Here is a 26,992-nt window from a genome sequence, read left to right as displayed (position 1 = left end):
CCATGAATCCGTCTTCCGTCATCGGCGCCGTCGTCGGCCTGCTTACCCTGCTTATCGTCGTCGCGCTGTCCGCCACCGACGCCAGCATGTACTTCAACCTGCCGGGCCTGGCTATCGTCCTGGGCGGCACCTGCGCCGCCCTGTTCATTGCCTACCCGCTTGCCGAAGTGCTTCGCATCTTCAAGCTGGTGCGCACCGTGTTCCGTAACGATCAGCACGATCAGCAACGCGACATCGAAGAACTGGTGGCGATGGCGCAGTTGTGGATGAACACCGACGTCCACAAGGTCGAGCAGGAACTCAAGAAGGTGTCGAACCCGTTCCTGCGCACCGGCGTGCAGTTGATCATCGACAACACCCCGGAAGACCAGATCATCGAAGTGTTGCAATGGCGCGTCGCCCGCCTGCGCGCCCGCGAACAGGCCGAAGCGCAGATGTTCCGCGTCATGGCCACCTTCGCCCCAGCCTTCGGCATGCTGGGCACGCTGGTCGCCCTGATCAACCTGATGGCCGTGCTGGGCGACGGCAGCATGACGATGATCGGCAAGCACCTGGCGGTGGGCCTGATGACGACCTTTTACGGCATTCTGCTGGCCAACCTGGTCTGCAAGCCGATCGCTCTCAAGCTCGAGCGCCGCACCGCCCGCCGCATCGAGTCGATGAACATGGTGCTGCAAGGCATCTCGATGATGTGCGAAAAACGCGGCCCGGCCGTCGTGCGCGAAACGCTGAATTCCTTCGTGATGCACGTCGAAGACGAAATCCACGACGGCGGCGTGGCCGCTACGACCGCGCCCAAGCCCAAGGCCGAAGGTCAGGTCAAGCCCGCCGTTCAGCCCGTGTCCATCACCCGTCCGGCGGCCGCGCGCCAATGAGCCTGATTTCCCCTTCCCTGGCGCAGCGGATCGAGCAGGCCCGCCAGGCCCAGTTGCGCGCCCAGAAAGCGGCGGACAACAGCGGCTGGCGCCCCAGCCAGACCGACCGCAAGGACCGCTACGCCCGCTGGCACGTCGAAGAGACCGTGGAGCAGGATGCCGAAAACTGGCTGCTGAGCTATCTGGATCTGATCACCCTGCTGCTGGCCATGCTGGTGGTGATGCTGGCCGTGGCGCGTCTGCACGGCCAGGCCCCCGCCGCGTCCGATACGCCGGTGGAACTGGTGGGCACGCTGGCCACCAGCGGCCTGCCCAAGTATGACGGCGAATACGCGGAATTCGACACGACGCCGATCCCGGCCAGCTGGGCGGAACCGCCCGCCGAAGCGCCCACCGCCGAGGCCCCGGCCGCCGACGAGGGCGTGAAGGTGGCCGACGCCGCCCCGCCGCTCAAGGCGCCTTCCAAGGAATCCCTGGGCCTGGGCGACCTGGGCAAATCGGTCGACGTGATCATTAATGAGCAGTCGGTCAGCTTCCGCATCAGCAACGAACTGCTGTTTGCCTCGGGCCAAGCCACGCTCAGTCCCGCCGGCCTGGATGTCATCAAGCGCCTGGCCGCGATCCTGACCAAGAACGAGTACCAGGTGTCGGTAGAAGGCCATAGCGACCCGGTGCCGATCCAGACTCGGCAATTCGCGTCCAACTGGGAACTGTCCAGCAGCCGCGCCACCAGCGTGCTGCGCGAACTGGTGCGCGACGGGGTGTCGGCCCAGCGGCTGCGCGCCGTGGGCTACGCCGAAACCCGGCCCATTGAATCCAACGACACTCCCGCCGGCCGCGCCGCCAACCGGCGCGTCGAGCTGATCATGGACATCGCGCCGAAACAAGCCCCCGTGCAGGAAGCGCAAGCCGCGGTCAAGGCCGTTGCCAAGGCGCCCTGAACAGGGCGAGTCGGCGGCGGCCGGGGACGGCCCCGCCGGCGCGAACGCCACGGCCCGCCGGATCGATTTTCCGGGAAGACTGACGTAAGCTCTCTGGAACCGCCATCGTGAGCCGAACCGGAACCCTCCCCATGTCCTACCTCTTGCTGATCGTCGAACCCGTGGGCCAGCGCGCGCAACGCACGCCCGAGGAAGGCCGCGACGCCTATGCGCAAATGGTGCGCTACGCCGAAGGCTTGAAAGCGCGCGGCCTGCTGACACAGGCCGAGTCCCTGAAATCCGAATCCGAAGGCGTGCGCCTGCAAATCCGCGATGGCGAACGCACGCTGGTGGACGGCCCCTATGCCGAGGCCAAGGAAATGATCGGCGGGTTCTTCCTGCTGACGTGCGACACCCGCGAAGAGGCGCTGGCCCTGGCCGCCGAATGCCCGGCCGCGCAATGGGCGACGGTCGAGGTCCGCGAACTGGGCCCATGCTTCATGTAGGCGTCCCGCCCGGCGAAACGCTCCATCAAGCAACGCCTGGGCAAACCCGCCCGACAATGCCGGGCCGGCCTTGGCTTACCGGGTCAGCAGTTCCCTTTCTTGGCCTGTCCGGGCGGACAGAAGCCGCCGCGGCCGCCACCGCCGTCGTGGGGATCGATCACCACCGACCCGCTGGGCGTATATACGGCACAACCAGAAAGCAAAATGGCCGCCAAGGCCAGACCACACAACATTCTCATATCAATACTCGCTTGGAAAAAGACGCTGCGAGTGTAGGAGAGGCGCCTGCAACCAGGTCCGGTTGTTCGTAACAGACTGCATTACCGTTCCGGGGCGGCCCAGAACCTGGTATTTACCCTAGACCTGAAAATTCTTTGTCGATCTGGCGTCGTCCCGTTCGTCGTCCCAGTACAAGCCCGAATCTCAACCCGGAACCCAACCCGGAACCCAGGCTGCGATGTCCAGACCCCAGGAGAAACTCAGATGCGATTCATGATCATCGTCCGCGCCACGCCCGACAGCGAAGCCGGCTTGATGCCGGAAGAAGACCTGCTTGCCTCGATGGCGACCTATCACGAAGCGCTGGCCAAGGCCGGCGTGCTGCTGGACGCCAACGGATTGAAGCCCTCGTCCCATGGGTGGCGCGTGCAATACGACGGTGGCCAGCGCACGGTGGTGGATGGCCCCTTTGCCGAAACCAAGGAATTGATCGCCGGCTACACCATGATCCAGGTGCGCTCGCGCGAAGAAGCCATGCAGTGGGCGCTGCGCTTTCCCGAGCCTTTCATCGGCCAGCCTTGCGCCATCGAAGTGCGCCAGTTGTACGAATTGGAAGATTTCGCGCCCAGCAAAGCCGTGGACCGCTTTCGCGACATTCCCGGCGCCAGCCACTGATCCCCACCGGAGCACGACGATGCACAAGCAAATCTACATCAACCTCGCTATCGACGACATGCAGAAGTCCCAAGCCTTCTTCAAAAGCCTGGGCTTCACTTTCAATCCAAAATTCACCAACGACCAGGGCGCCTGCATGGTCATCGGCGACAACATCTACGCCATGCTGCTGACCAAGGACTTTTTCCAGGGCTTCACCGACAAGCCGCTGGTCGACGCGGCCCTGGCCAACGAAGTGCTGATCGCCCTGTCATGCGAGAGCCGTGCCGAAGTCGACGGCCTGATTGCCCGGGCGCTGGCCGCCGGCGCCACCACGCCGCGCCCGCCGCAAGACCATGGATTCATGTACGCCCATGCCTTCGAAGACCTGGACGGCCACATCTGGGAACTGGTTTACATGGAACCCGAAGAGGCCGCCGGCGCATGAGCCTGACGGAGACCCATCGGGCCATCGAGGCGGTCTGGCGGATCGAAGCCGCCAGCGTCATTGCCGGCGTCGCGCGGTTGGTGCGAGACGTCGGCCTGGCCGAAGAGCTGGCGCAGGACGCGCTGGTGGCCGCCCTTGAACGCTGGCCCGACACGGGTGTGCCGGACAACCCGGGAGCGTGGCTGATGACCACCGCGAAGAACCGTGCCCGCGATCGCTTGCGCCTGGACGCGCTGCACACCCGCAAGCACGATCAGATCGGCCACGAGCTGGAGGCATTGCAGGCTGACGTAGAGCCCGATTTCGTGGATGCGCTGGATGCCGCCCGGCAGGACGACATCGGCGACGACCTGCTGCGCCTGGTCTTCACCGCCTGCCATCCGGTATTGTCCACCGAGGCTCGCGTGGCACTGACGTTGCGGCTGCTGGGCGGGCTTTCCACGGCCGAAATCGCCCGCGCCTTCCTGGCCTCGGAATCCACGATCGCCCAGCGCATCGTGCGGGCCAAGCGCAGCCTGACGGCAGCCAAGGTGCCCTTTGAAGTTCCCCGCGAACAAGATCGTGGCCCCCGCCTGGCTTCCGTGCTGGAAGTCATCTACCTGATCTTCAACGAGGGCTATTCGGCGACGTCGGGCGACGACTGGATGCGCCCGGCGCTGTGCGATGAAGCGCTGCGCCTGGGCCGCATCCTGGCCGAACTGGCCCCCGGCGAAAGCGAAGTGCATGGCCTGGTGGCGCTGATGGAACTGCAGGCGTCCCGCCTGCCTGCACGCACCGACGCGCAAGGCCGGCCCGTACTGCTGATGGAGCAGGACCGCGGCCGCTGGGATCCCTTGCTGATCCGGCGCGGGCTGGCGGCGCTGGCGCGGTCGGCCGCCCAAGGCGGCGCCTTGGGCGCTTATGCGTTGCAAGCAGAGCTGGCCGCGTGCCACGCGCGCGCCCGCACGCCCCAGGAAACCGATTGGCCGCGCATCGTGGCGCTATACGACGCGCTGGCGCAGGTCAGGCCGTCGCCCGTGGTGGCGTTGAACCGCGCCGTCGCCGTCGGCATGGCGTTCGGCCCGCAGGCCGGGCTGGACCTGGTCGACGCCCTGTCGGCCGACGCCACGCTGGCCAACTACCATTGGCTGCCCAGCGTGCGCGGCGACCTGCTGGCCAAACTGGGCCGCCACGCCGAGGCCTATACGGAATTCGAACGCGCCGCCTGCATGACGCGCAACGCGCGCGAACGCGAACTGCTGCTGGCGCGCGCCCGCGACATGCAAGCGCAGCCTCCGCCTTCCGTCAAAGCGTGACACGCGCCCGTGGCGAGAAATTCGGCGCACATGGGCGCCGACGCCCCGACCTTCCTCGGCGCTATCCCGCATGCTTAAATCACAGGCATGTGCCCCGATCCCGCAGCTGCTTCCATGCCGGGCGCGCCCGTCCTGGCGGGCGTGCCGGCGGCGTTCGATCATCCCAATGACCGCGCCGAATTTCGCCATGCCGCCCACCAGCCTGGCGTAGAGCTGTACCGCGCGCACATCGTGCGCCACGCCTTCGAGCCCCACACCCACGAAGCCTACGGCTTGGGCGCCATCGAATCCGGCGTCGAACGGTTCCGCTACCGGGGCGCGGATCACTTGGCGCCGTCCGGGTCGGTCGTGCTGATGAATCCTGATGAATTGCACACCGGCCGCGCGGAAACCGAAACGGGCTGGCGCTACCGCATGGCCTATATCGATCCGGACGTGGTGGCGCGGGTCACCGGCGAATCCGGCTGGTGGTTCGACACGGCCGTCGGCCATGACAGCGCCGGCGCGCAACGGGTTACCGCGTTGCTCGACGCCTTGTGGCAAGCACGCGAACCGCTGGCCTTCGACAGCGCCCTGTATCTGCTGCTGGCCGAATTCCGCCGCCACGCGCAAGTGCCGCGCGCCACGCCGGACGAAGGCGCGCAACGCTTTGCCCCCGTCATCGACTATCTGCGCGCCCACCTGTCGCGCCGCCTGACGCTGGAAGAACTGGCGTCCGTGGCGGGACTGAGCCCGTTCCACTTCCTGCGCAGCTTCCAGGCACAGCACCACGCAACGCCGCAACAGATGCTGATGGCGCTGCGGCTGTTCGAAGCCAAGCGCCTGTTGGCGGCCGGTGTCGAACCCGCGCAGGTGGCGCTGGCCGCAGGCCTGACCGATCAGGCGCACCTGACCCGCGCGTTCTCGCGCCGCTACGGCGTCACGCCCGCCCGCTACCAGAAGCAAGTCCGCAGCTAGCCGCCCCACCGCAATCTGGTACAAGACCCGCCCGTCCGGGCGTGGCTAGACTGCCTGCATTGATCATCTGGAGCGATGTATGTGGGCGGGAACCCTGTATGCCCTGGCCGCCGGCTTGATGTGGGGGCTGGTATTCGTGGGGCCCCTGCTGTTGCCGGAATATCCGGCCGCGCTGCAATCGGTAGCGCGCTACCTGGCGTTCGGCCTGATCGCGCTGCCGCTGGCGTGGCTGGATCGCCATCGGCTGCGGCTGTTGACCCGCGCCGACTGGATCGAGGCCCTGAAGCTGGCCGCCATCGGCAACCTGCTGTACTACCTGTGCCTGGCCAGCGCCATCCAGCGGGCTGGCGGCCCTGTCCCCACCATGATCATCGGCACGTTGCCCGTGGTGATCGCCGTCTGCGCCAACCTGCGCAATGCCCGCCGCGACGGCAAACTACCGTGGAAGCGGCTGGCGCCGTCGCTGGCCCTGATCGCGCTGGGCATCGGCTGCGTCAATCAGGTCGAGCTGCAAGCGCTGCGCCAGGACGCCGATGCCGATCTGTCGCGCTATGCCGTCGGCGCGCTGCTGGCGCTGGGCGCCGTCGCCTGCTGGACCTGGTATCCGTTGCACAACGCCGATTGGCTGCGGGCGCATCCCGACCGCAGCCCCCGCACCTGGGCCACGGCCCAGGGGGTGGCCACCCTGCCCCTTGCGCTTGCGGGCTACGCCTTGCTGTGGGGCGGGATGGCCGCCACGGGCAGCGGTTTCGCCATGCCGTTGGGGCCGCGCCCAGAGGTGTTCCTGGGCCTGATGATCATCATCGGCCTGTTTGCGTCCTGGCTGGGCACGCTGTGCTGGAACGAGGCCAGCCAACGGCTGCCCACCGCGTTGGCCGGCCAACTGATCGTGTTCGAAACGCTGGCGGCGCTGGCCTACGCCTTCATCCTGCGCGGCACGATGCCCGAACCGCTGACGATGGCGGGTATCGCCTGCCTGGTGGTTGGCGTGCTGCGCGCGGTGCGCGTCAAGCCGGAACCGGTGCCCCTGGCGGTCTGATCGAAGCGGTCTGATCATAGCGGCCGATCAAAGCGCCCGGCCGCCGCGGCCGGCTACAGCAAATCGGGCAATTGGCTCAGATCGTCGATCACCACGGACGCGCCTTCGGCCAGCAAGCGCTGGCGCTGGTCCGGCCCGTTGTGCGATGCGCCCACGTAGCCCACGGCCCGCATGCGCGCGGCGCGGGCGGCGCGCACGCCCGGCACGCTGTCTTCAACCACCACGCAGTCCAGGATGGCGGTGCGCATCTGGCGCGCCGCGAACAGAAAGACGTCGGGCGCCGGCTTGCCTTTGGCCACCTGCGCCGTGCTGAACACATGGGGCGCGAAGGCGTCCCACAACCCCACCAGCTTCAACGCGGCTTCCAGCTTTGGCGGCGTGCTGCTGGAGGCCACGCAAAGCGCCAGCCCGCGCGCCCGCAGCGTCGCCAGGGTTTCGTGCACGTGGGGCAACGCGCGCAGCTCTTGCCGGAACGTGGTTTCCAGGCGGTCGGCGTATTGCCGCGCAAAACCGTCGGGCAAGGTGCAGGCGTTTTCCACTTGCAGCGTCTGCCACATGTCAACGTCGGGAATGCCGGCAAACCGGCGGGCGGCGTCTTCCGGGGTGATGGCGATGCCGTGTTCGGCCAGCGCGCGCGACTGGGCGCGCGCCGCAATGATTTCGCTATCGATCAGTACGCCGTCGCAATCAAAGATCACGAGGCGGGTGGCAGGCGTGTGCATGGCGGCTCCAACAGAATCGACCTCCATGATAGGCCTGCTTCATGACGCTGCGCCAACCGCCTTTCGGCGGGTGGCGCCAAGCCAGCTACAAGCGCGCGGCGCGCACCTTGCGCAAGCAAGCGGCAATGGCCACGCCGCCCAAGCCCGCCGCCAGCACGACGTAGGACGCCGACGCCCAGCCGTAGCGGTCGATCACCCCGCCCACCGTGACCGGGCCGATGACCTGCCCCAGGTTGCTGCCCTGCATCACCAGCCCCACCGACGCCGCCGTCAACGCGGGGCGCGGCGCCACCAGCGGCGCAGTGCCCAGCAGGGTCGCGGGAATCAGGCCGCCCACCGCGGAAAACAGCACGCACAGCAGGAAGGTTGGCATCGCCGGCAACACCGACCGGAAGATCAACAACGCCACCACGCCCATCGTCACGCTGGCGGTGGCGATCAGCGTCGACCGCCGCCAACCGCGCGCCAGCAGCATGCCCGCGCCCAGATTGCCGATGATGTTGGCGGCGCTGGCGATCGCGCTGTACAGGCCCGCCTGCGCCAGCGTCAGCCCCAGTTGCTCCATCAGCAGCACCGGCAGGAAGGTGAACAGCGCAAAGAACATCACGCTGTACAGCGTGAACGACAGCGCCAGCAGCACCGGGCCCGCCGCACCCAGTGTATCAGCGGTGTCTTGCCGCAAGCCGCGCCACGACAGGCTGGCGCTGCCTGGGGTGGCCGGCGCCAGCGCCGCCACGCAGGTCAGCGCCACCAGCACCGCCGCACCCGCGCACCACCAGTACGCCTGCCACTGGTCGAAGGCCTGCGAGGCCAGCATCGCAACCGCCATGCCGGCGGGCATATAGCAGCTCCAGAGCGCAAAGGCGAAATCCCGGTTCGACGCCGAGACCATGCGCTGCAAGGCAGCGGGCCCGGCCACCGTAATCATCAGAAACCCCAAACCTTCGACTACGCGGGATGCCAGCAGGACGCCGTAGCCCGGCACCGTGGCGCCCGCAGCCGTGCCCATCGCCGTCGCCGCCAGGCCCAGCAGCAGCATGCGCCGAGCGCCGAAGCGGGCGATCACGCCGCCCGCCGCAATTCCGCCTATCACGCCCAATATCGAAAACACCGCAGTCAGCGTGCCGATCGACGCCAGATCCAGCCCCATGTCCTGGCGCAGCAGTGGCGCGGCGATGATGACCTTGCCCACCTGCAACGACGCCACCACACCCGCGCCCACGATAGCCAACACCCCGGCCCAACGGGTTTCACGCTGATTCATCCCGACCTCTCTTCCCATGCGATGCCGACAGCATGCCTGCCCGCGCCGATCCTGATAAGTGATAATCTTTTGATAAGACCGATCGATTGAATAGATCAGCCAGACGATGATAGACGCCCTGACGCTGGATCAACTGCGCGTGTTCGCCGCCGTTGCCGATACCGGCAGCTTCCGCGCCGCCGGGCGCAGCCTGTCTCGCGTGCAGTCGGCGGTCAGCCACGCCATCGCCACCATGGAAGGACAACTGGGCGTGACGCTGTTCGACCGCAGCGGCCGACGGCCCGTCATGACGTCCGAAGGCCAGGCGCTGCTGGCCAATGCCCGCGACATCCTGCTGCGCGTGGACGCGCTGCGCGCACGGGCGCAAGGCCTGGGCGAAGGTGTCGAGCTTGCGCTGTCGCTGGTGGTCGACACGCTGTTTCCCATCGCCACGGTCGGTGCCGCGCTGAATGTCATGCGCGCCGCTTACCCAAGCGTCGCCACCCGCGTGTCGGTCTTGCCGCTGGGAGGCCCCATCGATGCATTGCTGAGCGGCAGCCACACCCTGGGCATCATCGCCGGCGAACATTTCCGCCACCCCCGCATCGCCGTGCAGGCGTTGTCCTCGGTGCAGATGGTCGCCGTGGTTGGGGCCGCCCATCCCCTGGCCCGTTGGCCACCGGCCGATGCCGCGCTGGGCGCGCCCGAGCTGGCCGATCACTTGCAGATCGTGCAGTCGGATCCGTCCACCCTGACCGAAGGCCGCGACTTCGCCGTGTTGTCGCCGCAGACGTGCCGCGTCAGTGGCCAGGACACCAAACATGCGCTGATCCTGGCGGGCGTGGGTTGGGGCCGCCTGCCATTGTGGCTGGTGGAACGCGATCTGGCCGAAGGCCGGCTGCTGCGCCTGCCCACGGACAGCCTGGGGCGCGCCAGCCAGGTCGCCACCGAAACGTACCTGGCGCATCGCGTCGATCTGCCGCTAGGGCCCGCGGCACGCGCCCTGGCGGCGGCGTTGCGGCACGCCGGCTAGGTTTTGGGCGCTTGCGCATAGCTCACGCCCATGCCTGCCCGCACGTCGTTCTGAATGCCGTAAGGCGCAATCGGATAACGCAACCCGTTGGCCGCCAACGCCTTCATGCCCGCGATCGCCACTGGCAAATAGCGCGGCGGCAGCGCCATCAGCATTTCTTCGTCGGGCACGCCGCCATAGCGGCGCTCGGCGAAACAGGGCAATGACAGGCTGGGCTCGCCCGTTGCCAGCGCTCGGCCCCAGGAATCCGCACAGGCCGTCTCGCCCACCACGCTCCAGTCAAATCGCCGATAGTTCTTCCACTGCAAACCATTGATCAGAATGATCATCTGACCCGGCGTGGCGTACACCAGGCAGATGTCGGGCGGGTCCAGCCGCCCCGAGGCCAACGGCGACACCACCAGCCCCCGGTACTTGCCCGCCGGCACACAGGACAGCGCTTCCTGGCGCGCCCGCGCATCCGCCTCGGTCGCATGCCAGACGCCGACGTAATCCTTGCCGCTTTTCCAGGCTTCGTCCTGCGGGCCCAGGCCGACCACCGCGCGGCATTGCGAGCCAACAAGGTCGTCTCCGGTAATGCCCACCGTCCAGCCCAGCCGCGCCGCCATGCCGACGATCTGGTCAGTCGTGTGCGTGGCCTGCGGCCGCCGCAAGCCACGCACGCCCGCCATGGCGGCTTCGTCCTCGAACAACTTCATGCCGATGACCGTGGTTTTCAGCCGCAGCAGCTTGTTCAGGTCGTCGACCATCGACGCCCAGTCAAGGGGCGTGTCGTGCGTTGTCTCTTCCATTTCCGTCCTTTGGACTGTTGTGCGCGGCAATGCCGCGTTGGATGCCTGGCGATTTTACGTATTTACCCGCTTCATCAGGTACTTCGGCGATTCCTGGTACCCCTGCCGGTAGTAGAACCGGTGCGCGTCGGTTCTACGTTCATGGCAATGCACTTCGATGCGGTCGCAGCCGCGCGCGCGGGCCAGCTCTTCGGCCGCGGCTTCCAGTTGCCGCCCCACGCCCGCGCTGCGCGCCTGATCGCCGACGCAGAAATACGTGATGCGGCAAAAATCGCCGGGCAGCGCCAGCTGGATCATGAAATGCAATCCGATGAAGCCCAGCAAGGTGCCCGCCTGGTCTTCGGCGACCAGCAGGCAGGCGTCGGGGTGGGCCGCCAGTTGCGCAATCTTCTGCGGCGCAAAGGACGCCGTGCCGGGGTAATCCAATTGCGTCAGCAATGCCGCGATGGCGGCGCTGTCCTGGGTCGTGGCGGTGCGGATCTGCATAAGAGCTTCCAGTCGGTGTCAAAGAAAGCGGGCAAGCGTATGACAGCACCGTGTCCGCGCCATGACAAGCGCGCCGGCCCACCGGCGCGGCCTACCCCGCCTTGTCATCCCGCTGCAACATGGCGAACAACGCCCGGACCGGTCCACTGTTGGCCGCCTGCCCGGATGCCGCCAGGCCGAAGGACCGGTACAGCGGTGACGCCAGCCGCAACACCCGCAAGCCGCGCCGGCTTTCCGGCAAGGTCAGTGCAGGCACCAGCGTCACGCCCAGGCCGTCGCGGACCAGGGCGAACGCGCTGGCCCAATCGCGGACCGAGGCCCGCACGTCCGTGATCGCCAAGCCGGCATCGGCGGCCAGGGTTTGCGCATGCACGCTGCATCCGCCGGTAGCCAGCACGAACGGTTCAGCCGCCAGCTCCGCCAAAGCGATGGCGCCGCGGGCGCGCGCCAGGGGATGCGCGGCGGGCAGCACGGCCATCCATTCGTCCTGCCCCAAAGGACATACTTGCCGGCCCGGCGCGGCATTCAGCACGACGCCCACGTCCACGGTGCCCGCGGCCAGCAGCGTTTCGACTTCATCGTCGGTGGCTTCCAGCGATATCACATCGATCTCGGGGTGCAGTTGCCGGAAACGGCGCAACACCGGCGGCAGCACGGTCGAGAACACCATGGGGAAACTGGCCAACCGCAGCGTGCCGCCCGCGGCGCCCCGCGCCTCGCGCGACAACGTCTGGATGCGATGCAGCGCGCCCAGCATGGTCCGGGCTTCGTCCGCCACCCGCAGGCCCAGCGCGGTTGGTACGGTCTGTCGGCGCTCCCGCGTGAAAAGCGGCGCGCCCAACGTGTCTTCCAGCTGCGCGATCGCCTGGCTGGCGCCGGACTGGGTCATGCCCACCTGGGCCGCGGCGTGCGTGATGTTGCCAGCGTCCACCACCGCCAGCACCAGCCGCCAATGGATCAGGTTCATCATGGCATTACCTTTGCTTATGGCTTATTTCTTGAAAAGTAATTTTACCCATGACAGGAATAGCTTCAAGCTGGCCGTCCCATTGCCTCAAGAGCCCATCCATGAAGCTGTACTACGCCCCGCACACCTGCTCGCTGTCGCCCCATATCGTGCTGCGCGAACTAGGCCTTCCATTCACGCTGGTGCGCGTGGACAACCAGACGAAGCGCACCGCCGATAACGGTGACTTCCTGGCGATCAACCCAAAGGGGTACGTCGCTGCGCTGGAACGCGATGACGGGCAGGTGCTGACCGAAGGCCCCGCCATCGTCCAGTATCTGGCCGACCAGAAGCCCGAAGCCGGGCTGGCGCCCCCCAACGGCAGTTGGGCGCGCAGCCGCCTGCAAGAATGGCTGAACTTCATCAGCGCCGAAATCCATGGTGGCTTCGGTCCGCTGTTCAACCGCGAGCTGCCGGCCGCCGCCAGGCTCTGGTGGCAGGCGCGCCTGGAAAAGCGCCTGGACTATACGGCGCGCCAGCTGGACGCGCGCCGGTATCTGCTTGACGAGCACTTCAGCGTCGCCGACGCCTACCTGTACACCGTACTGCGCTGGGCCGTGTTCTTCGACATCGACCTGGCCCGCTGGCCTGCCCTGGCGGCCTATATGACCCGGATCGGCGAGCGGCCCAGCGTGCAGGCGGCGCTGGCGGCCGAAGGCGCTACCAGCGGTACGTGATGGTCAGGCGCTGGCGGCCAGAACGCACAGAGAAGACGACAGATGCGCCAGGTCGTCGCGCAGCGAAACAACAACCCGGGCGACGCGTTCAGCCGAAAGCGTCGACCCCGCGCATCAGCGCCTGCGCCATTCTGGGCTGCCGCAGTTGCTCCAGCCACCATTGCAGCGCCCTGCCCTCATGCCCGCCCCGCCACGCCAAATACAGCAGGTTCGGCTCGCGCGGCGTCTCGGTCTGCTTTTCCACCAATTCGCCGCGTGCAAGCAAAGAGGCCACGCGGTGGCGTGGCACCCATCCCACGCCCAGGCCCTCGCGCTGCGAGAGGATCTTGGCGCGCATGCTGGGCACCGCAAGCACCGCTTGGCCGCCCACCCGGCCATAGCCGCGCGCGGACACACCCCGCGACGTGTCCGCCACCACGATCGCACGGTGCTGCTGGATCTGGTCCTGGCGCAAGGGCGCTTTCGCCTTGGCCAGCGGGTGGCGGCGCGATACGGCGAATAGCCATTCCATTTCGCCCAGTGCCGCCCACTGCAGATTCGGTATGGACTGGGGTTCATTCGTGGCCCCCACGATCAGGTCGGCCCGGCCTTCCCGCAGCGCTTCCCAGGTACCACCCAGCACCTCGTGCGTAAACCGCAGCGTCACGCCGGAATCCAGCCCATCGAACGCCTGGATCAAAGGCGACATCAATTCGAATTCCAGGATCTCGTCGCTGACGATATGCAGCCGGTCCTCCCAGCCACTGGCCACCTGTTTTACGCGTTGCGTCAGGCGCGACACGTCAAGCATCACCCGGGCGGCCTCGTCCGCCAGCAACCGACCTGCCGGCGTCAATTGCAAGCGGTACCGGCGGCGGTCGAACAACAGCGCGTCGAACCGTTCTTCCAGTTGCCGCGCCGCGTGCGATACCGAGGATGGCGCGCGCCCCAGTTTCACCGCCGCGCGTGACAGGCTGCCGCTGTCGCGTATGGCTTCCAGCAGCGCCAGCTCATTGACCGTCAACATGTGCGATTCCTTCGAACGTGTTCGTTCAAAAGATCGTACGACAAAGGGCTGCCTTCGGCGCACTATGGCTACACCTTATCGAACGACTCCCAAGGAGATAACCATGAACCGTTTTGAACAGAAGACCGTTTTGGTCACCGGCGGCACGAGCGGCATCGGCTTGGCGGCCGCCCAGGCTTTCGCGGCGGAAGGCGCCCGCGTCATCATCACGGGACGCGACGCCACCACCCTGGAAACCGCACGCGCCACCCTGGGCGCGCGCGCCGTGGCCATCCAGAACACGGCCGGCGCGGCGGGCGCGGCGGCGGGCTTGGCCGGCGCGCTACAGACCGCGGGCATCCGCTTGGACGCGGTCTTCATAAATGCCGGCATTGCCAAGTTCGCCACGCTGGCCGAGGCCACCGAGGACCTCTGGGACCAAACCTTCAACACCAACATCAAAGGCGTGTTCTTCCAGTTGCAGGCATTGGTCCCGCTGATGAACCCGGGCGCCTCTATCGTGCTGAACGGATCGATCAACGCCCACATCGGCATGCCGGCGTCGTCGATCTACTCCGCCAGCAAGGCCGCGCTGATCTCATTGGCCAAGACTTTGTCGGCCGAATTGCTGCCGCGCGGCATCCGCGTGAATGTGGTCAGCCCGGGCCCGATCTCGACCCCGATCTACGACAAACTCGGCCTGGACGCCGAGACCCTGGAAAAGACCGCGGCGGGCATCCAGGCGCAGGTCCCGCTGGGCCGCTTCGGCACACCGCAAGAACTGGCGGCCACCGTGCTGCACCTGGCCGCGCCGGAATCCGCCTTTATCGTCGGCACCGAGATCGTCGTGGACGGCGGAATGAGCCAGCTCTGACGACGATGCGGCTAGGCCCCGATCGAACGCAATGCGCGCTTGCAGATGCGTTCGGTCGCGGCGGAAGTTTCAGCGGCCAGCCAGCGCGCGCACACGGCGCGCACCCATGCCGGCTGGTCCTTGCTGGCGTCGTTCAGCCAGTTGGCCACCGAATCCTGCACATAGGCCGCCGGATCGGCGCGCAACGGATCCAGTAGCGGCAACGCAATAGCCGGGTCCGACTTCAACGCCGCGATATGGGCGCACCAGACCCCGCGCGGGCGCAGCGATTCGCTGGCGAAGCGGCGCACGCGCTCGGAGGGATCCCGCGTCCAGGGTCGTAACGCTTGCACCGACGCTTCCAGTTCGTCGGCCAAACGCGGCCGCACCGCCAGCCACGCCCACTCGCGCACGCCGAAATGGGCGTCGTCGGCCAAGGGGCGGATACGGTCCAGCCGCGCTTGCAATGGCAGGTCCGGCTGCGCGCCCACCACGAAGCAGGCCCAGCCGCGCACGGTGTCGGAGCCGTGCGCCATCAATGTCGCGTCGGCATCCCGGCCCAGGTGGGCGCTCAGGATGCGGGCGGCCGCCACCATGCGTTTGGAAATGCCGGTGGCTGCCTGCGCGCGCATCTGCGCGATGGCGTCGACGCCCACTTGCGGGACCACCGCCTGCATCAACGCCGCAAAGTCCACCGCCAGGCACTCGGTCAGCGTGGTGGCGGGCGCCCCCGCGTTCAACTGCGCCAGCCTGGCTTGCCCGATGTCCTTGACGCCCCGACCAGTGGCTGTCGCGGCGGGCGATGCGGTCCGGGTCATTGCGCCCCCTTCCGAAACGCCGCGCGGCCGGTGTCGGTGCCATGCCACACCCGCGCCAGCAGGTCGCTCAGCCGCGCCTTGTCGGCCGCGCCCAGCCCGCCAAACAACGAACCAATCCAGTCCGTATGCTCCTTGAACAGCTTGGCCGCCGCCGACTTGCCCTTGGCGGTCAGCGTTACCCGGACCATGCGGCGATCCCCGGGGCCGGGTTCGCGCCGCACAAAGCCGTCGCGCTCCAGCCCGTCGACCAGGCCGGTGATGGTCGCGCGCGTCACGCCTGCCCCGTCCGCAAGCTGATGCGGCGACAGCCCCCCGGCCTGCTCGTGCAGCAGGAACAGCACCACGAACTTCCCTTCCGACAACTGCTTCGGCGCCAGGCGGGCCGCGCAATCGCGGTCGATGGCGTTGGCCAGCGACAGCAACTGGAAACACAGGCCGATGTCGTCAGCCGAGGCCAACCCGCGCCGCGCCGCTTCGTCGAGCAGCGCGTGGTGTTTAGGTGCAAGCATGGGCGGCGTCCGCATCACGTCGGGCATGGGCGATCTTCCTTTTTCCAAGTTCATTGGCATATAGTAAGGCGCCTAATCAATTAAACGCAAACCGCCACACGTACCGGTATCATCGGGAATCGCTCAGCATCCATTCCGCCCATGCCCCGCACCACTGCCTGTGTAACCCTGCGCCGCGTACAGATCGACGATGTGCCCATGATCCTGGCCATGGAGTCCGATCCCGTGGTCATGCGGCACAGCACGGGCATCAAGCCCGCCAGCGAAGCGCGGCGCCAGGAACTGTTGGCGTGGCTGCGCGAACCACTTCCCGACATCGGCCATTGGACCGTCCTGGCCGATGGCGCCGCCGTCGGATGGATCAGCCTGGTCCCCCTTGGCGACGGCGGCCGCATCCAGCTGGCCTACCGCTTGTGCCGTGCGGCCTGGGGCCATGGATACGCCACGCTGGCGGGCCGGCTGCTGTGCGGCCATGCCTGGCGCGTGCTGGACGTCCCCGAACTGGTGGCCGTGGTCTGGCCCGGCAACCACGCTTCGATACGCGTCCTGGAGAAGCTGGGCTTCGCTTTCAGCGCCCACGAACAGCACTACGACCGCCCTACCGCCGTGTACGCGCTGCCGCGGCCCGCCGGCGGATCTTGCCCTATCATTCTGACCCGATCCCCTTTCACGGAACCGACCCGCATGTCCGACACCGCCCAGCCCTTCGACGTCCACGCCTTCATCGCCCAGAGCGTGGAGGGCATGCGTGCCGCCACCAGCGCGCATTGCGCCACCTGGCATCTGGACGACGCCGAGCAATGGTCGGTGGACATGGATAGCGCCAGCATTGTCTTCCAACTGCCCGGCGGCATCACCGCGACGGCGCCGGTGCAGATCATCGGCACGTCCAACAGCGCCGACGGCAGCTTCCTGTGGGGCTGGGACCACCCTTCCGTGCCCGCCGAACTGTCCGAGCACGCACAACTCGCGCTGGCATTCGGACGCGCGCACGGCCTTGCCGCCTATACCCACCGCAAAGTCCAGTGCGACGACGCCCAAGCCTGGGAATTCGCGGCCGTGGCGATGCGCCTGGGCGACGCCAGCGGCACGTATCGGGCCCAGGCGTCCGAAACCGCGCAGGTATGGATGACATTCGGGCAAGTCACGCTGTCCGCCGCATCCGGCCAATCCCAGGGCTGACCGCGCCATGATCCGGTTCCATCTGCCCCGTTTGCCTCTTGCCGCGATGGCGTTGGCGCTTCTTGCGCATGCCGGCAACCCGGCCCATGCGGCCCCGCGTGTCGTCTACACGGGAACGCTGCAAGGCGCGGGCGATGTGGTGATGGAACTGGACAGCAAGCCGGCGGACAACGGCATGCTGACCGGCCGCTACTTCTATCCGAAGCACGGTGTCGACATTCCGTTGAAAGGCACCCCGCAGGCCCTGATTGAGCCTAAGACCTTCCAGGCGTTGGCCGACGCCGGCACGGACCCGGAATCGGACGAACTGGCCGCGATTGCCGCCGCCACCTGGCAAGGCAAACGCGACGCCGGCGGCTACCAAGGCCGTTGGACCGACGCCCGCACCGGCAAGCAGCGCAGCTTTACCTTGCGCCGCGTGGCCGAATACGATCCCGACGCGTCCGCGCCCGGCAGCGTACAGGCCGTCACCACGGCGATCAGCGGCGGCGTGGGCAGCGGCATCGACGTAAATGTCGGCATCAATGACCGCACGGCCCCCTACGAAACCTTGAAACTTGCCGGCCATGCCGTGCCTGTCGGAAAAGACAGTAGCGATGGCGCGGTCGCCTACCGGATGTGGCGCGACCCTCGGACGAAATTCACCTACCCGAGGCTAAGCCGGCACCCCAACCCGCAAGTCCTCGACCGCGTCAACGCACTGCTTGAACAGCGCCACTGGCAAATGAACCTGGCGGCGCTGGCCTGCATGGCGTCGGCCTACACAGACGGCAACCCGGCCGCCGGCACGCTCGGCAGCTACGACGATGAGGCCGTCACCGTCCAGTGGCTGTCCAAGGCGTTGATGACCGTGACCGAATCCGGCAGCCTGTACTGCGGCGGCGCGCACCCCGACAACCACTTCGAGCCCTACACCTTCGACTTGCTGCGCGGCGAATATCTGGACTGGAACCGCGTCTTCGACGCCTACGTGCCCGGCGAAGACGGCTGGCGCAAGGAAAGCCCAGCCCTGCTGGCGCTGATGGAAAAAACGCGCGCGCCGCTGGCCGCCGCGAACGCAAAGGGCGCGACGGATGACGATTCCCTGGAAAGCTGTTCGGACCTGTGGCCCAGCTACCTGGCGTTGGGCACGGAAACGCCCGGCGTGCTCACGTTGTCGATTTCCGGCATCGGCCATGCGATGGGTGTCTGCCTGGGCACCCATGCGACGGTGCCCTTCAAGGACCTGGCGCCTTATCTAGCCCCGGGGGGACAGGCGTATCTGGTCACCGAGTGACCGAACCTACCGATACAGCACCGTCGGCAGCCACATCCCGATCCCCGGGAACATGTAGAGCAGGAAGATGGCCACCACCTGGATCCCCATGAACGGCATCATGCCCAGGAAGATCTGGTTTAGCGTCACATGCGGCGGCGACACGCCTTTCAGATAGAACGCCGACATGGCCACGGGCGGCGACAGGAACGCGGTTTGCAGGTTCAGCGCCACCAGCAGGCCGAAAAACAGCGGGTCGATGCCGAACGCGTTCAAGAGCGGCACGAAGATGGGCATGAAGATCACGATGATCTCGGTCCATTCCAGCGGCCAGCCCAGCAGGAAGATAATGACCTGCGCCAGCAGCAGGAACTGGATAGGCGTCAGGCCCAGCGATAGCACCCAGTCCTCGATGATGCGCTGGCCTCCCAGCAAGGCGAATGCGGCCGAGAAGATCGACGACCCCACGAACAGCCAACACACCATCGCGCTGGTCTTGGCGGTCAGGAAGACCGATTCCCGCAGTACCGGCAGATTCAGGCGCCGGTACGCCAGCGCCAGCAGCGCCCCGCCCATGGCGCCCATGGCCGCCGCCTCGCTGGGCGTGGCCAGGCCAAAGGCGATGGACCCCAGCACCGCCGCGATCATGACCGCCAGCGGAAAGAACGACGACATCAGCATCTTGAAGATTTCCAGCCGCGCCCAGGTCAGCGCCGCATAGAACACCACCAGCATCACCGCGCACACCGCGACGAATATCCAGAACCCGTTTGGCGTCGGGACGGATTCGGCAGCGGCGGCAGCAGGCGGGGTAGCAACGGCGGCGCCAGCGGCCGGGCCCGATGCCTCCGGGGTGCCCGGCGGTTCGGACAGGCCCGTTGCCCCGGCGTCCGAAGACGGCGGTTCGGCCAATTCACCCGAGGGCGGCTCCGCCAGACCACCGGCGTCCGGCTCGCTCAAGCCCCCGCCCGTATCGAAACCGCCCGACCCAAGACGCAGTTCCGCAGGGATGTCGTATTCCACCTGCGGCCGTGTCACGCCATGGTGCACCACCGCCACCAGTAGCAGCGTCACGGCCAGCGGCGCAAGCGCCGTCGCCATGTTGCGCAACAGGAAGCCAGCAGACACATCACGGTTGCGGCGGCCCTTGAACAGGGCGGCCACCATGCCCGACAATGCCCGCGTGTAGCCCGCTGCGGCCAGCGCCCGGGTCTCCGGCGACAGCGGCACGCCGCGCTCGTTCACCGGCAGCGGCGGCGCCATATCCGGGCGCAGCTTGGCCACAATGATCACGTAGATCATGTACAACGCCGCCAGCATGATTCCCGGAAACAGCGCGCCCGCATACAGCTGCACCACCGACACGCCCGTCGTCGCGCCATAGACGATCAACATCACCGACGGCGGCAGCAGGATGCCCAGGCAGCCGCCCGCCGTGATCGCGCCCGCCGTCAGCCGCACGCTGTAGCCGGCCTTCAGCATCGCGGGCATCGCCAGCAGTCCCATCAGCGTCACCACCGCCCCGACGATGCCGGTCGCCGTGGCGAAGATCGCGCAAGTGGCCAGCGTGGCCACCGCCAGCGCGCCGGGCAGTCGCGCCAGCGCCAGATGCATCGACCGGAACAATTTTTCGATCAGGTTGGCCCGTTCGACCAGATACCCCATGAAGACGAACAGCGGGATCGAGATCAGGGAATCGTTGGTCATCGTGGCATACGTGCGCTGCACCATCAGGTCCAGCGTCTGACCGATGGACCGCCCCGCGTCCGCGCTCTGCATGTAGTACGCCAGGAAGGTGAATAGCACCCCCATGCCCATCAGCGTGAACGCCGTCGGAAACCCCAGCATGATCGCCACCACGATCAGCGCCAGCATCAACAGGCCGATGTGCCCCGTGGTGAGATCGCCCCACGGGGTCAGGAAAGCGATCATCAGCAGCACGATTCCGATGCACGACAGGCCAAACCACAACGCCTTGTGGATTTTCATCAGTGCGGCTCCCGGGGCGTCACGTAGCGGTCCAATTGGGCGATGTCTTCGTCCTTCACGTGGACCATCTTCTTCAGCTTGTCCACGTCGACTTCCTCGACGTCCTCTTCGCGCGATGGCCAGGCGCCGCGCCGCAGGCACAGCACACAACGCAGCACTTCGGCCACGCCTTGCAACAGGAGGACGGCGCCGGCGACGGGAATGAACGCCTTGAAGGGATAAATGGGCGGCCCGTCCGCCATCAGCGACGAGTGTTCACCGATGGCGATGGAGTAGCCGGCGTAGTACCAGCCCGCCCACACCAGCGCGATGACGCCGGGGAAAAAGAACACGATGAACAGGATCAGGTCCAGGCCCGCCTGCACTCGCGGCGGCAGAAAGCCATAGAGGATGTCGCCGCGCACGTGCCCGTTCTTGGCCAACGTGTACGCCCCGGCCATCATGAACAAGATGCCGTAATACATCATCTGCATATCGAACGCCCAGGCGCTGGGCTGGTTCCACACATAGCGCGCCGCCACTTCCCAGCACACATGCAGCGCCAGCACGACGATCAACCAGGCAAACGTCTGCCCGACGAAAGTGGAGATGCGGTCAATCAAGCGTATAAGTCGGATCATCGGGCATCCAGGACAAGACGCATGGCGCCGTGGGCGCACACGCCGCCCGCTTGGCCCCGGGGGGCCAGCGGGCGGCCAGGCAGACAGGCGTCAGGCCGGTTTGGTGCTGCGCGAGAAGTAGTGGTTGTAGGCCATGCGGTAGTTCACCGACACATCCCCATGCCAGCGCCCCACCCGTTCGGCGAATGCGCGCTGCGAGTCCAGCACCTTCTTGAACAGCGGGTTCTCGGCCGACCGTTTGGCGATCATCTCGTCCCAGATCTTCAACTGCGCCTGCAGGATCGCATCAGGCGTTTTGTAGAACTTGACGTTGTGGTCCTTCTGCAGCTTGATGTAGTCCTGCGAATAGCGGTTGGCCGCTTTCCAGGACATGTCCGCGCTGCAGGCCTGGGCCGCGTAACTCAAGACGTGCTTCAAGTGCGGTGGCAAAGAGTCGTACTTGCCCTTGTTGAACAGCACTTCGAATTGCTCGGCGCTCTGGTGGAAGCTCTGCAGCATGCAGATCTTGGACACGTCCTGGAAACCCAGCGCCAGGTCGGACGACGCGTTGTTGAACTCGGCCCCGTCCAGCAGGCCACGGTCCAGCGCCGGCACGATCTCGCCGCCCGGCAAGGCGTTCACCGCCGCGCCCATGGCCGTGTACATGTCGATTGCCAGCCCCACGGTGCGGAACTTCACGCCCTTCACGTCCTCGACCTTGGTCACGGGCCGCTTGAACCAGCCAAAGGGTTGAGTCGGCATCGGCCCATACATCAGCGACACCACGTTCACGCCCATCGCCTTCTGGATCTCGACCAGCAGTTCCTTGCCACCGCCGTATTCGTGCCATGCCAGCAGCATATTGGCGTCCATGCCAAAGGACGGCCCCGATCCCCACAGCGCCACGGCCGTGTTCTTTCCGTACCAGTAGGCCACCACCCCGTGGCCGCCGTCCAGCGTGCCGGCCGACACGGCGTCCAGCAGATCGAACGCCTTCACGACCGCGCCGGCAGGCAGCACTTCGATCTTCAACTGGCCGCCGGCCATGTCGTTGACCTTCTGGGCATAGTCGCGCGCGAACTCGTGGAAGATGTCCGTGGCGGGCCACGTGCTTTGGAACCTGAGGGAAACAGGCGCGTTCTGCGCCCGGGTGACGGCGGGAAATCCCAATGCGGCGGCGCCCGCGGCGGCAGCGCCGGAAATGAACTTGCGGCGGGGTTTCGTGGGTTGTTGCATGGCTTGTTGTCTCCTTGGTGGACTACATGGAACAGCTTGTAGTGACTGCACCTGCATGGACACGTGAGAAACGCCTGCTGCGAGCTTCCCGGTGCCGGGACTGCGACCGCTTTGCAACTTTGAGCTGATTAAACCTTTCCGCCTAAGCGCTGACAATCAGCTTGTTGTCAGGAATTACCCTAGACCGCCGGATTAGGCCTTTGGTCTAACCAGCCGTGGGGCGCGCCAGCAATGCCTGAAGCAATGCGCCTTGGCGCATGATTTCCGGTTCGTCCAGCCCGCTGTAGCCAATCACCAGGCCCGCAGGCAGGTCCACGCGCCGGCAATAGTCCGCAACCGGCTGCAACGCCAGGCCCCTTGCCCGCGCCCGGTCCCGCAACACGTGCGCATCCTGCCCAGGCGGCAGCCACCACAGCAGATGAAACCCGGCGTGCTCGCCGCTGGTTCGCACGGGTTCACCGGCCGCCGCCTGCGCCAGCAACCGCATCACCACGTCGCGCCGTTGGGCATACACCGCCCGCGCCTTGCGGACATGGCGCGCAAAGCTGCCGTCTTCCAGAAAGCCCGCCAGCGTCATCTGTTCGATCATGCTGTTGGACCGCCCGGTCGTATGGCGTGCCCGGGAAAATGCCGAGACCCATCGTTTCGGCACCACCGCATACCCGATCCGCAGCGCATTGAACATCGTCTTGTTGAAGCTGCCGCAATGGATGACCCGGTCCGCCGTATCCAGGCTTTTCAACGCCGCCAGCGGCGCGCTGTCGTAGTTGAATTCGCTGTCGTAATCGTCTTCGATGATCCAACAATCCGCTTGTTTTGCCCACGCCAGGAGTTCCAGGCGGCGCGAGACCGGCATCGTGACACCCGTGGGCGACTGATGCGCGGGCGTGACATGCACCAGCTTCACGCCGCGGTGACGACGCGCGCGCGCCACCGAAAAGCCGTGTTCGTCGATGGCGATGGGAACGACTCGCGAGGTGAACTGGCTGAACAGCGGCATGGCGTTCAAATAGCCCGGGTCTTCCACCAGTACCTTGTCCTGCCGCGACAGCAGAATGCGCGCGCTCAGGTCCAGCCCGTCCCGGATGCCGGTCAGAATGACGACCTGGTCCGCATGGCACGAGATGCCGCGGGCCGTGCCCAGATAGCGCGCGATCTGTTCGCGCAATGGCAGCCAGCCTTGCGATTCCTCGTTGGCCAACTGGTCTGGCGTCACGCGCTGCGCGCTGGTCATCAAGCCCTTGCGCCATGTGGCCATGGGAAACAGCGACGCGTCGGCGGTTCGGGCGGCAAAGAGCGGTTCGGGCCCGGGCGTAGCCCGCGGCGTATCGGCGCGCCCGGGCTGCGCGGGTCGCTTGGACTCCGACGCGGCATGGCCGCCGGAATCGCCTGGCAAGCCTCGGCGGAAGAAGTTATCAGGGATGATCGCCGACACGTAGGTACCCGAGCCGACGGCGCCTGTCGTATAGCCTTCACCGCGCAGTTGGTCGTAGGCCGCCTCGACGGTCGAGCGCGACACGCGCCAACGCTGCGACAGGCTGCGCGTGGACGGCAGCCGCGCGCCGGAGGCCAACGCCCCTTTCAAGATCCGCTCCTGAATCTGCCGATACACCCACGACTGCTTCGATTCGCCCTCGCGGGGCGACTCTTGCGGCAAGTCCAGGCTGGATTCCAATTTCTTCCGGCTTGAAAGTGGCTTGTTCATTTTTACGAATATGGCCCTATTGGATAAGCCATTCTATCGATAAATTCAGGTCTGGATTTCTCTTTTCCACCCTCCACCCCGGACCCGCCATGCCCCCGTCCTACACGATCTCCCTGCCTTCCGGCCAATTCGCCACCGACGGCCAGACGCCCCTCCTGGACGCCGCGCTGGCCGTCGACACGCCGGTCCCGTTTTCCTGTCAGCGCGGAGAGTGCGGCGCTTGCCGGGCGCAGGTGCTGGCGGGACGCTACACGCGCATCACCCCGCCAAACGAGTCTTCCTATGTGCCGGCAGCCGATGAATTGCTGATGTGCCAATGCCGCGCGGTCAGCGACATGACGCTGCGCTTTCCGCATTGGACCGCCCCCGCCAGCACGCCGCGGCGCCGGCACGCAAGCGTGGTCTCGCGCCGGCCCTTGACGCCGGAGGTGACCGAACTGATCCTCGACATCCAGGGCGTCGAGCCCTTTGACTACCAGCCCGGGCAGCATGTGCGCGTGCACCTTGCGGACGGCAGCCACCGCTGCTTTTCGATTGCGAATGTGCCCGGCGCCGTCGGCCCGCGACGGTTGGCGTTCCACATCCGGCGCACCCCCGCCGGCACGTTCACCGGTCAGATCCTGCCTGCGCTGATGCCCGGCGACGCCTTGTCGCTGGACGGGCCGCATGGCGCCTGCGTCTGGCCCGCCACGCCACCCGCCGGCATCGACCACCTGGTGCTGCTGGCAACCGGCACGGGCTTTGCGGGCGTGTTCCCGATCCTGATGGCCGCCCTGGACAGCCGAAGCCTGCAAAGCGTGACGCTCTATTGGGGCGGACGCAAGCCCGAGGATTGCTACGCCAGCGGCCTGCTGGATGCGCTGCAAGGTAAAGACGGCGTGTTGCGGTGGCATCCCGTGCTGTCCGGCGGCGCTTGCGACGGGCCTTCGGACGGATCTTTGGGCGCATCGTCGCGCCACCCCGCTACCGGCCAAGCCCCCGGCCGCCATGTGCAGGACGTAGCGGCGCAAGCCGGGCATGACTGGGCACGCACGATGGTCTACGCCTGCGGCAATGGCGCCATGGTCCGGGCAGCGCAGGCACGGCTGCGCGCGGTGGGCCTGCCGGAAGGTCGATTCCATTCCGAAGCGTTCTTGCCTGCCGACGACTCTCGCCCGAGCCAGACACCGCGCCAGCCACCGCACCCTTGGGAACGCGTCGGCGAAAGATTCACGCTGGACGGCATCCTGCAAGCCCGCCAGCGTTCGATGGCGGCCGTGCACGAGATTGCCGCCCTGATAACGCCCGGCATCACCACCGGCGATGCCATCGCCTTGGCCGACCAGCATTTGCGCCGCATGGGCGCGTCGCACAACTGGCATCCCACCTACGTCAGGTTCGGCGCCGACTCGCAGTCGCCTGCCGTGCAGCCCACCGACCGCCGCCGCACGCTGGGCGAAGACGACATCTTCGTCGTGGACATCGGCCCCGTCTGGGACGGCTACGAAGGCGACTACGGCGACACCTTCGTCACCGGGGCCGACGCCGACCGGCAGCGCTGCGCCCAAGCGGCCCGCGACGTCTTCCAGCGCGCGCGCCTGGCCTGGCTTGACGGTCTGACCGGGCAAGCGCTATATGACCTGGCCGATGTCTACGCCCACGAATACGGCTGCGCGCTGGTGCACGATATCGCCGGGCACCGGGTGTCGGATTTTCCGCATGCGCTATACGGCAAACACCGGTTGGCGAATGCCGATTTCGTGCCGGGCGACGGCATCTGGGTGCTGGAAATCCAGGTGCGCGACCTGCGCTTGCCCATCGGCGCGTTCTACGAGGATGTGCTGCTGCGTCCGCTCACGGCCTGAACGGCCAAGCGGCCAACTGCGCGCGCATGGCCCGCGGCCGCACAAGCATGGCGCTACGGCTTGGCCTGGCCTTCCACCCAATGCTGGTTCGCCAGCTTGGGGTCGGGAAACGGCAATGTCAGGTTGGTGGGCGGCGACGCCACCCACTTGCCGCCGTCCTGGTAGAAATCCATCGGCGCTTCCGAGCGGCCCGCCGGCATCAGCAGCATCGTGGTGCAAGACACGCGCCCCTTGTGCGACGGATTGGGCGCCGGCAGGCAGGTGCCGATGGCCAGTTGAGACTGCTTCATGCCGGGCAGATCGTCGCCCAGCAGCGTGACCACGGCGGCGTGCGCCTGCTCCGGTGTCGGGATGACCAGCGGCTCGGCGTGCGCCGCAAAGCCGATGACGGCCATTCCGAAAATGCCAAATGGAGCAAGCTTCATGCGTTTCCCAGTGAGAGGTACAGGGCCAGGCCCTTCGGGCCTGCTAAAACAAGCCCCGATCCCTCTCGATTCTACCCGGGCCGCCGCACCGCCCTGACCTTGCCGCTATTGCCGCCACCGCAAAAAAAGCGGTCCGCCCCATCCGACTCCAGGCCCGAAACGCCCATACCCGCAGGCATCTCGACGCTTTCCAGGACGTCGCCCGTCGCGGGCTCCAGGCGCCGCAGTTCGCTCGCGTCGTTCTCCCAGGTGCCGTGCCAAAGCTGGCCGTCCACCCACGTGACGCCAGTGACATAGCGGTCGGAATCAATCGTGCGCAGCACGCGGCCGGTCTCGGGATCCACCTGATGGATCTTGCGCTGCGGGTACTGGCCCACCCACAGCGAGCCCTCGGCCCAGGCCATGCCGGAATCGCCGCCACCGCCCGGGGCCGGGATCGTCGCCAGCACGCGGCCGCTCTTGGGGTCCAGCTTTTGAATGCGCCCGTCGGCGATTTGATAGAGGTGCTTGCCGTCGAAGGCCGTGCCGGCGCTGGCCGCGACGTCCAGCGCGCGCGCCGTGACGCCGGTGGCCGGATCCAGCGAGACGAGTTTTTCCCCCACGGCCATCCACACCTGATCGCCATCGAACGTGACGCCGTGCACGTTGTCGACGCCGGGGAACGGGCCGTATTCACGGAGGATCTGGGCTTGGGTTCGTTTCATGATTGCATCCTGGTTAG

The 26,992-nt window shown here is 66.8% G+C and carries 28 protein-coding genes; 14 read left to right on the top strand and 14 right to left on the bottom strand.

All coding sequences use genetic code 11. From position 1 onward, the window contains the following. Window positions 1-2: 2 nt before the first annotated feature. The 8 genes from CQ050_RS10505 to CQ050_RS10470 all read left to right on the top strand — a co-directional run bounded on the left by CQ050_RS10505 (window position 3) and on the right by CQ050_RS10470 (window position 6,913). Entirely contained in the window at window positions 3-875 is an 873-nt protein-coding gene (locus tag CQ050_RS10505; protein ID WP_105556767.1) for a motility protein A, read from the top strand. Next, window positions 872-1,816: an OmpA family protein gene (locus CQ050_RS10500; protein WP_105556766.1), complete on the top strand. Its 945-nt coding sequence runs from the start codon at window positions 872-874 to the stop codon at window positions 1,814-1,816. Before CQ050_RS10505 ends, CQ050_RS10500 begins: the two co-directional genes overlap by 4 nt. 131 nt (window positions 1,817-1,947) lie before the next feature. Further along, the gene (locus tag CQ050_RS10495; protein WP_105556765.1) at window positions 1,948-2,301 is read left to right on the top strand and encodes a YciI family protein; all 354 of its coding nucleotides are present in this window, start codon (window positions 1,948-1,950) and stop codon (window positions 2,299-2,301) included. A 483-nt stretch (window positions 2,302-2,784) separates the two neighbouring features. Further along, on the top strand, window positions 2,785-3,195 hold the full coding sequence (locus tag CQ050_RS10490; RefSeq protein ID WP_105556764.1) for a YciI family protein: 411 nt from the start codon (window positions 2,785-2,787) through the stop codon (window positions 3,193-3,195). A gap of 19 nt (window positions 3,196-3,214) precedes the next feature. Beyond that, window positions 3,215-3,622 carry a VOC family protein gene (locus CQ050_RS10485; protein ID WP_105556763.1) on the top strand — a complete coding sequence of 136 codons (408 nt, stop codon included), beginning with the start codon at window positions 3,215-3,217 and terminating at the stop codon, window positions 3,620-3,622. Next, window positions 3,619-4,917, top strand: a complete 1,299-nt coding sequence (locus tag CQ050_RS10480) for an RNA polymerase sigma factor (RefSeq protein ID WP_105556762.1) — start codon at window positions 3,619-3,621, stop codon at window positions 4,915-4,917. The genes CQ050_RS10485 and CQ050_RS10480 overlap by 4 nt, the downstream gene beginning before the upstream one ends. A gap of 114 nt (window positions 4,918-5,031) precedes the next feature. After that, complete coding sequence (locus tag CQ050_RS10475) at window positions 5,032-5,874, top strand: AraC family transcriptional regulator (RefSeq protein ID WP_233213945.1); 843 nt, start codon at window positions 5,032-5,034, stop codon at window positions 5,872-5,874. 79 nt (window positions 5,875-5,953) lie between these two features. Beyond that, a complete protein-coding gene (locus CQ050_RS10470; RefSeq protein WP_105556760.1) occupies window positions 5,954-6,913 on the top strand; it encodes a DMT family transporter in 960 nt (319 codons plus the stop codon). A 53-nt stretch (window positions 6,914-6,966) separates the two neighbouring features. Here the strand turns inward: CQ050_RS10470 and CQ050_RS10465 are convergent, their stop codons facing one another. Together CQ050_RS10465 and CQ050_RS10460 are read right to left on the bottom strand one after the other, a co-directional pair. After that, on the bottom strand, window positions 6,967-7,635 hold the full coding sequence (locus tag CQ050_RS10465) for an HAD family phosphatase (RefSeq protein WP_105556759.1): 669 nt from the start codon (window positions 7,633-7,635) through the stop codon (window positions 6,967-6,969). Window positions 7,636-7,720: 85 nt separating this feature from the next. After that, window positions 7,721-8,899 carry a CynX/NimT family MFS transporter gene (locus CQ050_RS10460; protein ID WP_105556758.1) on the bottom strand — a complete coding sequence of 393 codons (1,179 nt, stop codon included), beginning with the start codon at window positions 8,897-8,899 and terminating at the stop codon, window positions 7,721-7,723. A gap of 106 nt (window positions 8,900-9,005) precedes the next feature. Here CQ050_RS10460 and CQ050_RS10455 point away from each other — a divergent pair, with 106 nt between their 5' ends. Further along, on the top strand, window positions 9,006-9,911 hold the full coding sequence (locus CQ050_RS10455) for a LysR family transcriptional regulator (RefSeq protein ID WP_105556757.1): 906 nt from the start codon (window positions 9,006-9,008) through the stop codon (window positions 9,909-9,911). On the opposite strand, the gene CQ050_RS10450 is transcribed toward CQ050_RS10455, so the two are convergent. The 3 genes from CQ050_RS10450 to CQ050_RS10440 form a co-directional block, all read right to left on the bottom strand. Then, complete coding sequence (locus CQ050_RS10450; protein WP_105556756.1) at window positions 9,908-10,702, bottom strand: DUF169 domain-containing protein; 795 nt, start codon at window positions 10,700-10,702, stop codon at window positions 9,908-9,910. The genes CQ050_RS10455 and CQ050_RS10450 overlap by 4 nt on opposite strands. A gap of 54 nt (window positions 10,703-10,756) precedes the next feature. Continuing rightward, on the bottom strand, window positions 10,757-11,188 hold the full coding sequence (locus CQ050_RS10445; RefSeq protein WP_105556755.1) for a GNAT family N-acetyltransferase: 432 nt from the start codon (window positions 11,186-11,188) through the stop codon (window positions 10,757-10,759). 91 nt (window positions 11,189-11,279) lie between these two features. Continuing rightward, window positions 11,280-12,158 (bottom strand): LysR family transcriptional regulator, encoded by an 879-nt coding sequence (locus CQ050_RS10440; protein WP_105556754.1) that lies wholly within the window; start codon window positions 12,156-12,158, stop codon window positions 11,280-11,282. A gap of 98 nt (window positions 12,159-12,256) precedes the next feature. Here CQ050_RS10440 and gstA point away from each other — a divergent pair, with 98 nt between their 5' ends. Next, window positions 12,257-12,871, top strand: coding sequence for a glutathione transferase GstA (gstA, locus tag CQ050_RS10435; protein WP_105556753.1), 615 nt, complete (start codon window positions 12,257-12,259; stop codon window positions 12,869-12,871). An 88-nt stretch (window positions 12,872-12,959) separates the two neighbouring features. Here the strand turns inward: gstA and CQ050_RS10430 are convergent, their stop codons facing one another. Continuing rightward, window positions 12,960-13,877 carry a LysR substrate-binding domain-containing protein gene (locus tag CQ050_RS10430; protein WP_105556752.1) on the bottom strand — a complete coding sequence of 306 codons (918 nt, stop codon included), beginning with the start codon at window positions 13,875-13,877 and terminating at the stop codon, window positions 12,960-12,962. 103 nt (window positions 13,878-13,980) lie between these two features. Here CQ050_RS10430 and CQ050_RS10425 point away from each other — a divergent pair, with 103 nt between their 5' ends. Beyond that, on the top strand, window positions 13,981-14,730 hold the full coding sequence (locus tag CQ050_RS10425) for an SDR family oxidoreductase (protein ID WP_105556751.1): 750 nt from the start codon (window positions 13,981-13,983) through the stop codon (window positions 14,728-14,730). Between the two features lie 11 nt (window positions 14,731-14,741). Here the strand turns inward: CQ050_RS10425 and CQ050_RS10420 are convergent, their stop codons facing one another. Together CQ050_RS10420 and CQ050_RS10415 are read right to left on the bottom strand one after the other, a co-directional pair. After that, window positions 14,742-15,527, bottom strand: a complete 786-nt coding sequence (locus tag CQ050_RS10420) for a DNA alkylation repair protein (protein WP_105556750.1) — start codon at window positions 15,525-15,527, stop codon at window positions 14,742-14,744. Continuing rightward, complete coding sequence (locus CQ050_RS10415; protein ID WP_233213944.1) at window positions 15,524-16,036, bottom strand: MarR family winged helix-turn-helix transcriptional regulator; 513 nt, start codon at window positions 16,034-16,036, stop codon at window positions 15,524-15,526. The genes CQ050_RS10420 and CQ050_RS10415 overlap by 4 nt, the downstream gene beginning before the upstream one ends. Before the next feature lie 141 nt (window positions 16,037-16,177). On the opposite strand from CQ050_RS10415, the gene CQ050_RS31075 reads away from it, so the two are divergent. Continuing rightward, window positions 16,178-17,218, top strand: coding sequence for a GNAT family N-acetyltransferase (locus CQ050_RS31075; protein ID WP_233213943.1), 1,041 nt, complete (start codon window positions 16,178-16,180; stop codon window positions 17,216-17,218). Between the two features lie 7 nt (window positions 17,219-17,225). Next, window positions 17,226-18,494: a hypothetical protein gene (locus tag CQ050_RS10400; RefSeq protein WP_105556748.1), complete on the top strand. Its 1,269-nt coding sequence runs from the start codon at window positions 17,226-17,228 to the stop codon at window positions 18,492-18,494. Window positions 18,495-18,500: 6 nt separating this feature from the next. On the opposite strand, the gene CQ050_RS10395 is transcribed toward CQ050_RS10400, so the two are convergent. The 4 genes from CQ050_RS10395 to CQ050_RS10380 all read right to left on the bottom strand — a co-directional run bounded on the left by CQ050_RS10395 (window position 18,501) and on the right by CQ050_RS10380 (window position 23,972). Continuing rightward, on the bottom strand, window positions 18,501-20,462 hold the full coding sequence (locus tag CQ050_RS10395) for a TRAP transporter large permease subunit (protein ID WP_105556747.1): 1,962 nt from the start codon (window positions 20,460-20,462) through the stop codon (window positions 18,501-18,503). Then, window positions 20,462-21,082, bottom strand: a complete 621-nt coding sequence (locus CQ050_RS10390; RefSeq protein ID WP_105556746.1) for a TRAP transporter small permease subunit — start codon at window positions 21,080-21,082, stop codon at window positions 20,462-20,464. Before CQ050_RS10390 ends, CQ050_RS10395 begins: the two co-directional genes overlap by 1 nt. A gap of 90 nt (window positions 21,083-21,172) precedes the next feature. After that, entirely contained in the window at window positions 21,173-22,297 is a 1,125-nt protein-coding gene (locus tag CQ050_RS10385) for a TRAP transporter substrate-binding protein (RefSeq protein ID WP_105556745.1), read from the bottom strand. A 205-nt stretch (window positions 22,298-22,502) separates the two neighbouring features. Continuing rightward, window positions 22,503-23,972 (bottom strand): PLP-dependent aminotransferase family protein, encoded by a 1,470-nt coding sequence (locus CQ050_RS10380; RefSeq protein ID WP_105556744.1) that lies wholly within the window; start codon window positions 23,970-23,972, stop codon window positions 22,503-22,505. Between the two features lie 119 nt (window positions 23,973-24,091). Here CQ050_RS10380 and CQ050_RS10375 point away from each other — a divergent pair, with 119 nt between their 5' ends. Then, window positions 24,092-25,846, top strand: a complete 1,755-nt coding sequence (locus CQ050_RS10375; protein ID WP_105556743.1) for an NAD(P)H dependent flavin oxidoreductase family protein — start codon at window positions 24,092-24,094, stop codon at window positions 25,844-25,846. A gap of 53 nt (window positions 25,847-25,899) precedes the next feature. Here CQ050_RS10375 and CQ050_RS10370 read toward each other — a convergent pair whose 3' ends face one another. Then, complete coding sequence (locus CQ050_RS10370) at window positions 25,900-26,271, bottom strand: hypothetical protein (RefSeq protein ID WP_146121019.1); 372 nt, start codon at window positions 26,269-26,271, stop codon at window positions 25,900-25,902. Between the two features lie 71 nt (window positions 26,272-26,342). Next, a complete protein-coding gene (locus CQ050_RS10365; protein ID WP_105556741.1) occupies window positions 26,343-26,975 on the bottom strand; it encodes a glutamine cyclotransferase in 633 nt (210 codons plus the stop codon). Between the last annotated feature and the right edge of the window lie 17 nt (window positions 26,976-26,992).

Origin of the sequence: Achromobacter sp. MYb9 (assembly GCF_002975275.1) — a bacterium.
Lineage (GTDB): Bacteria > Pseudomonadota > Gammaproteobacteria > Burkholderiales > Burkholderiaceae_B > Achromobacter.
The sequence above is the reverse complement of the archived record's forward strand: the minus strand, read 5'-3'. Positions and strand labels throughout refer to the sequence as shown.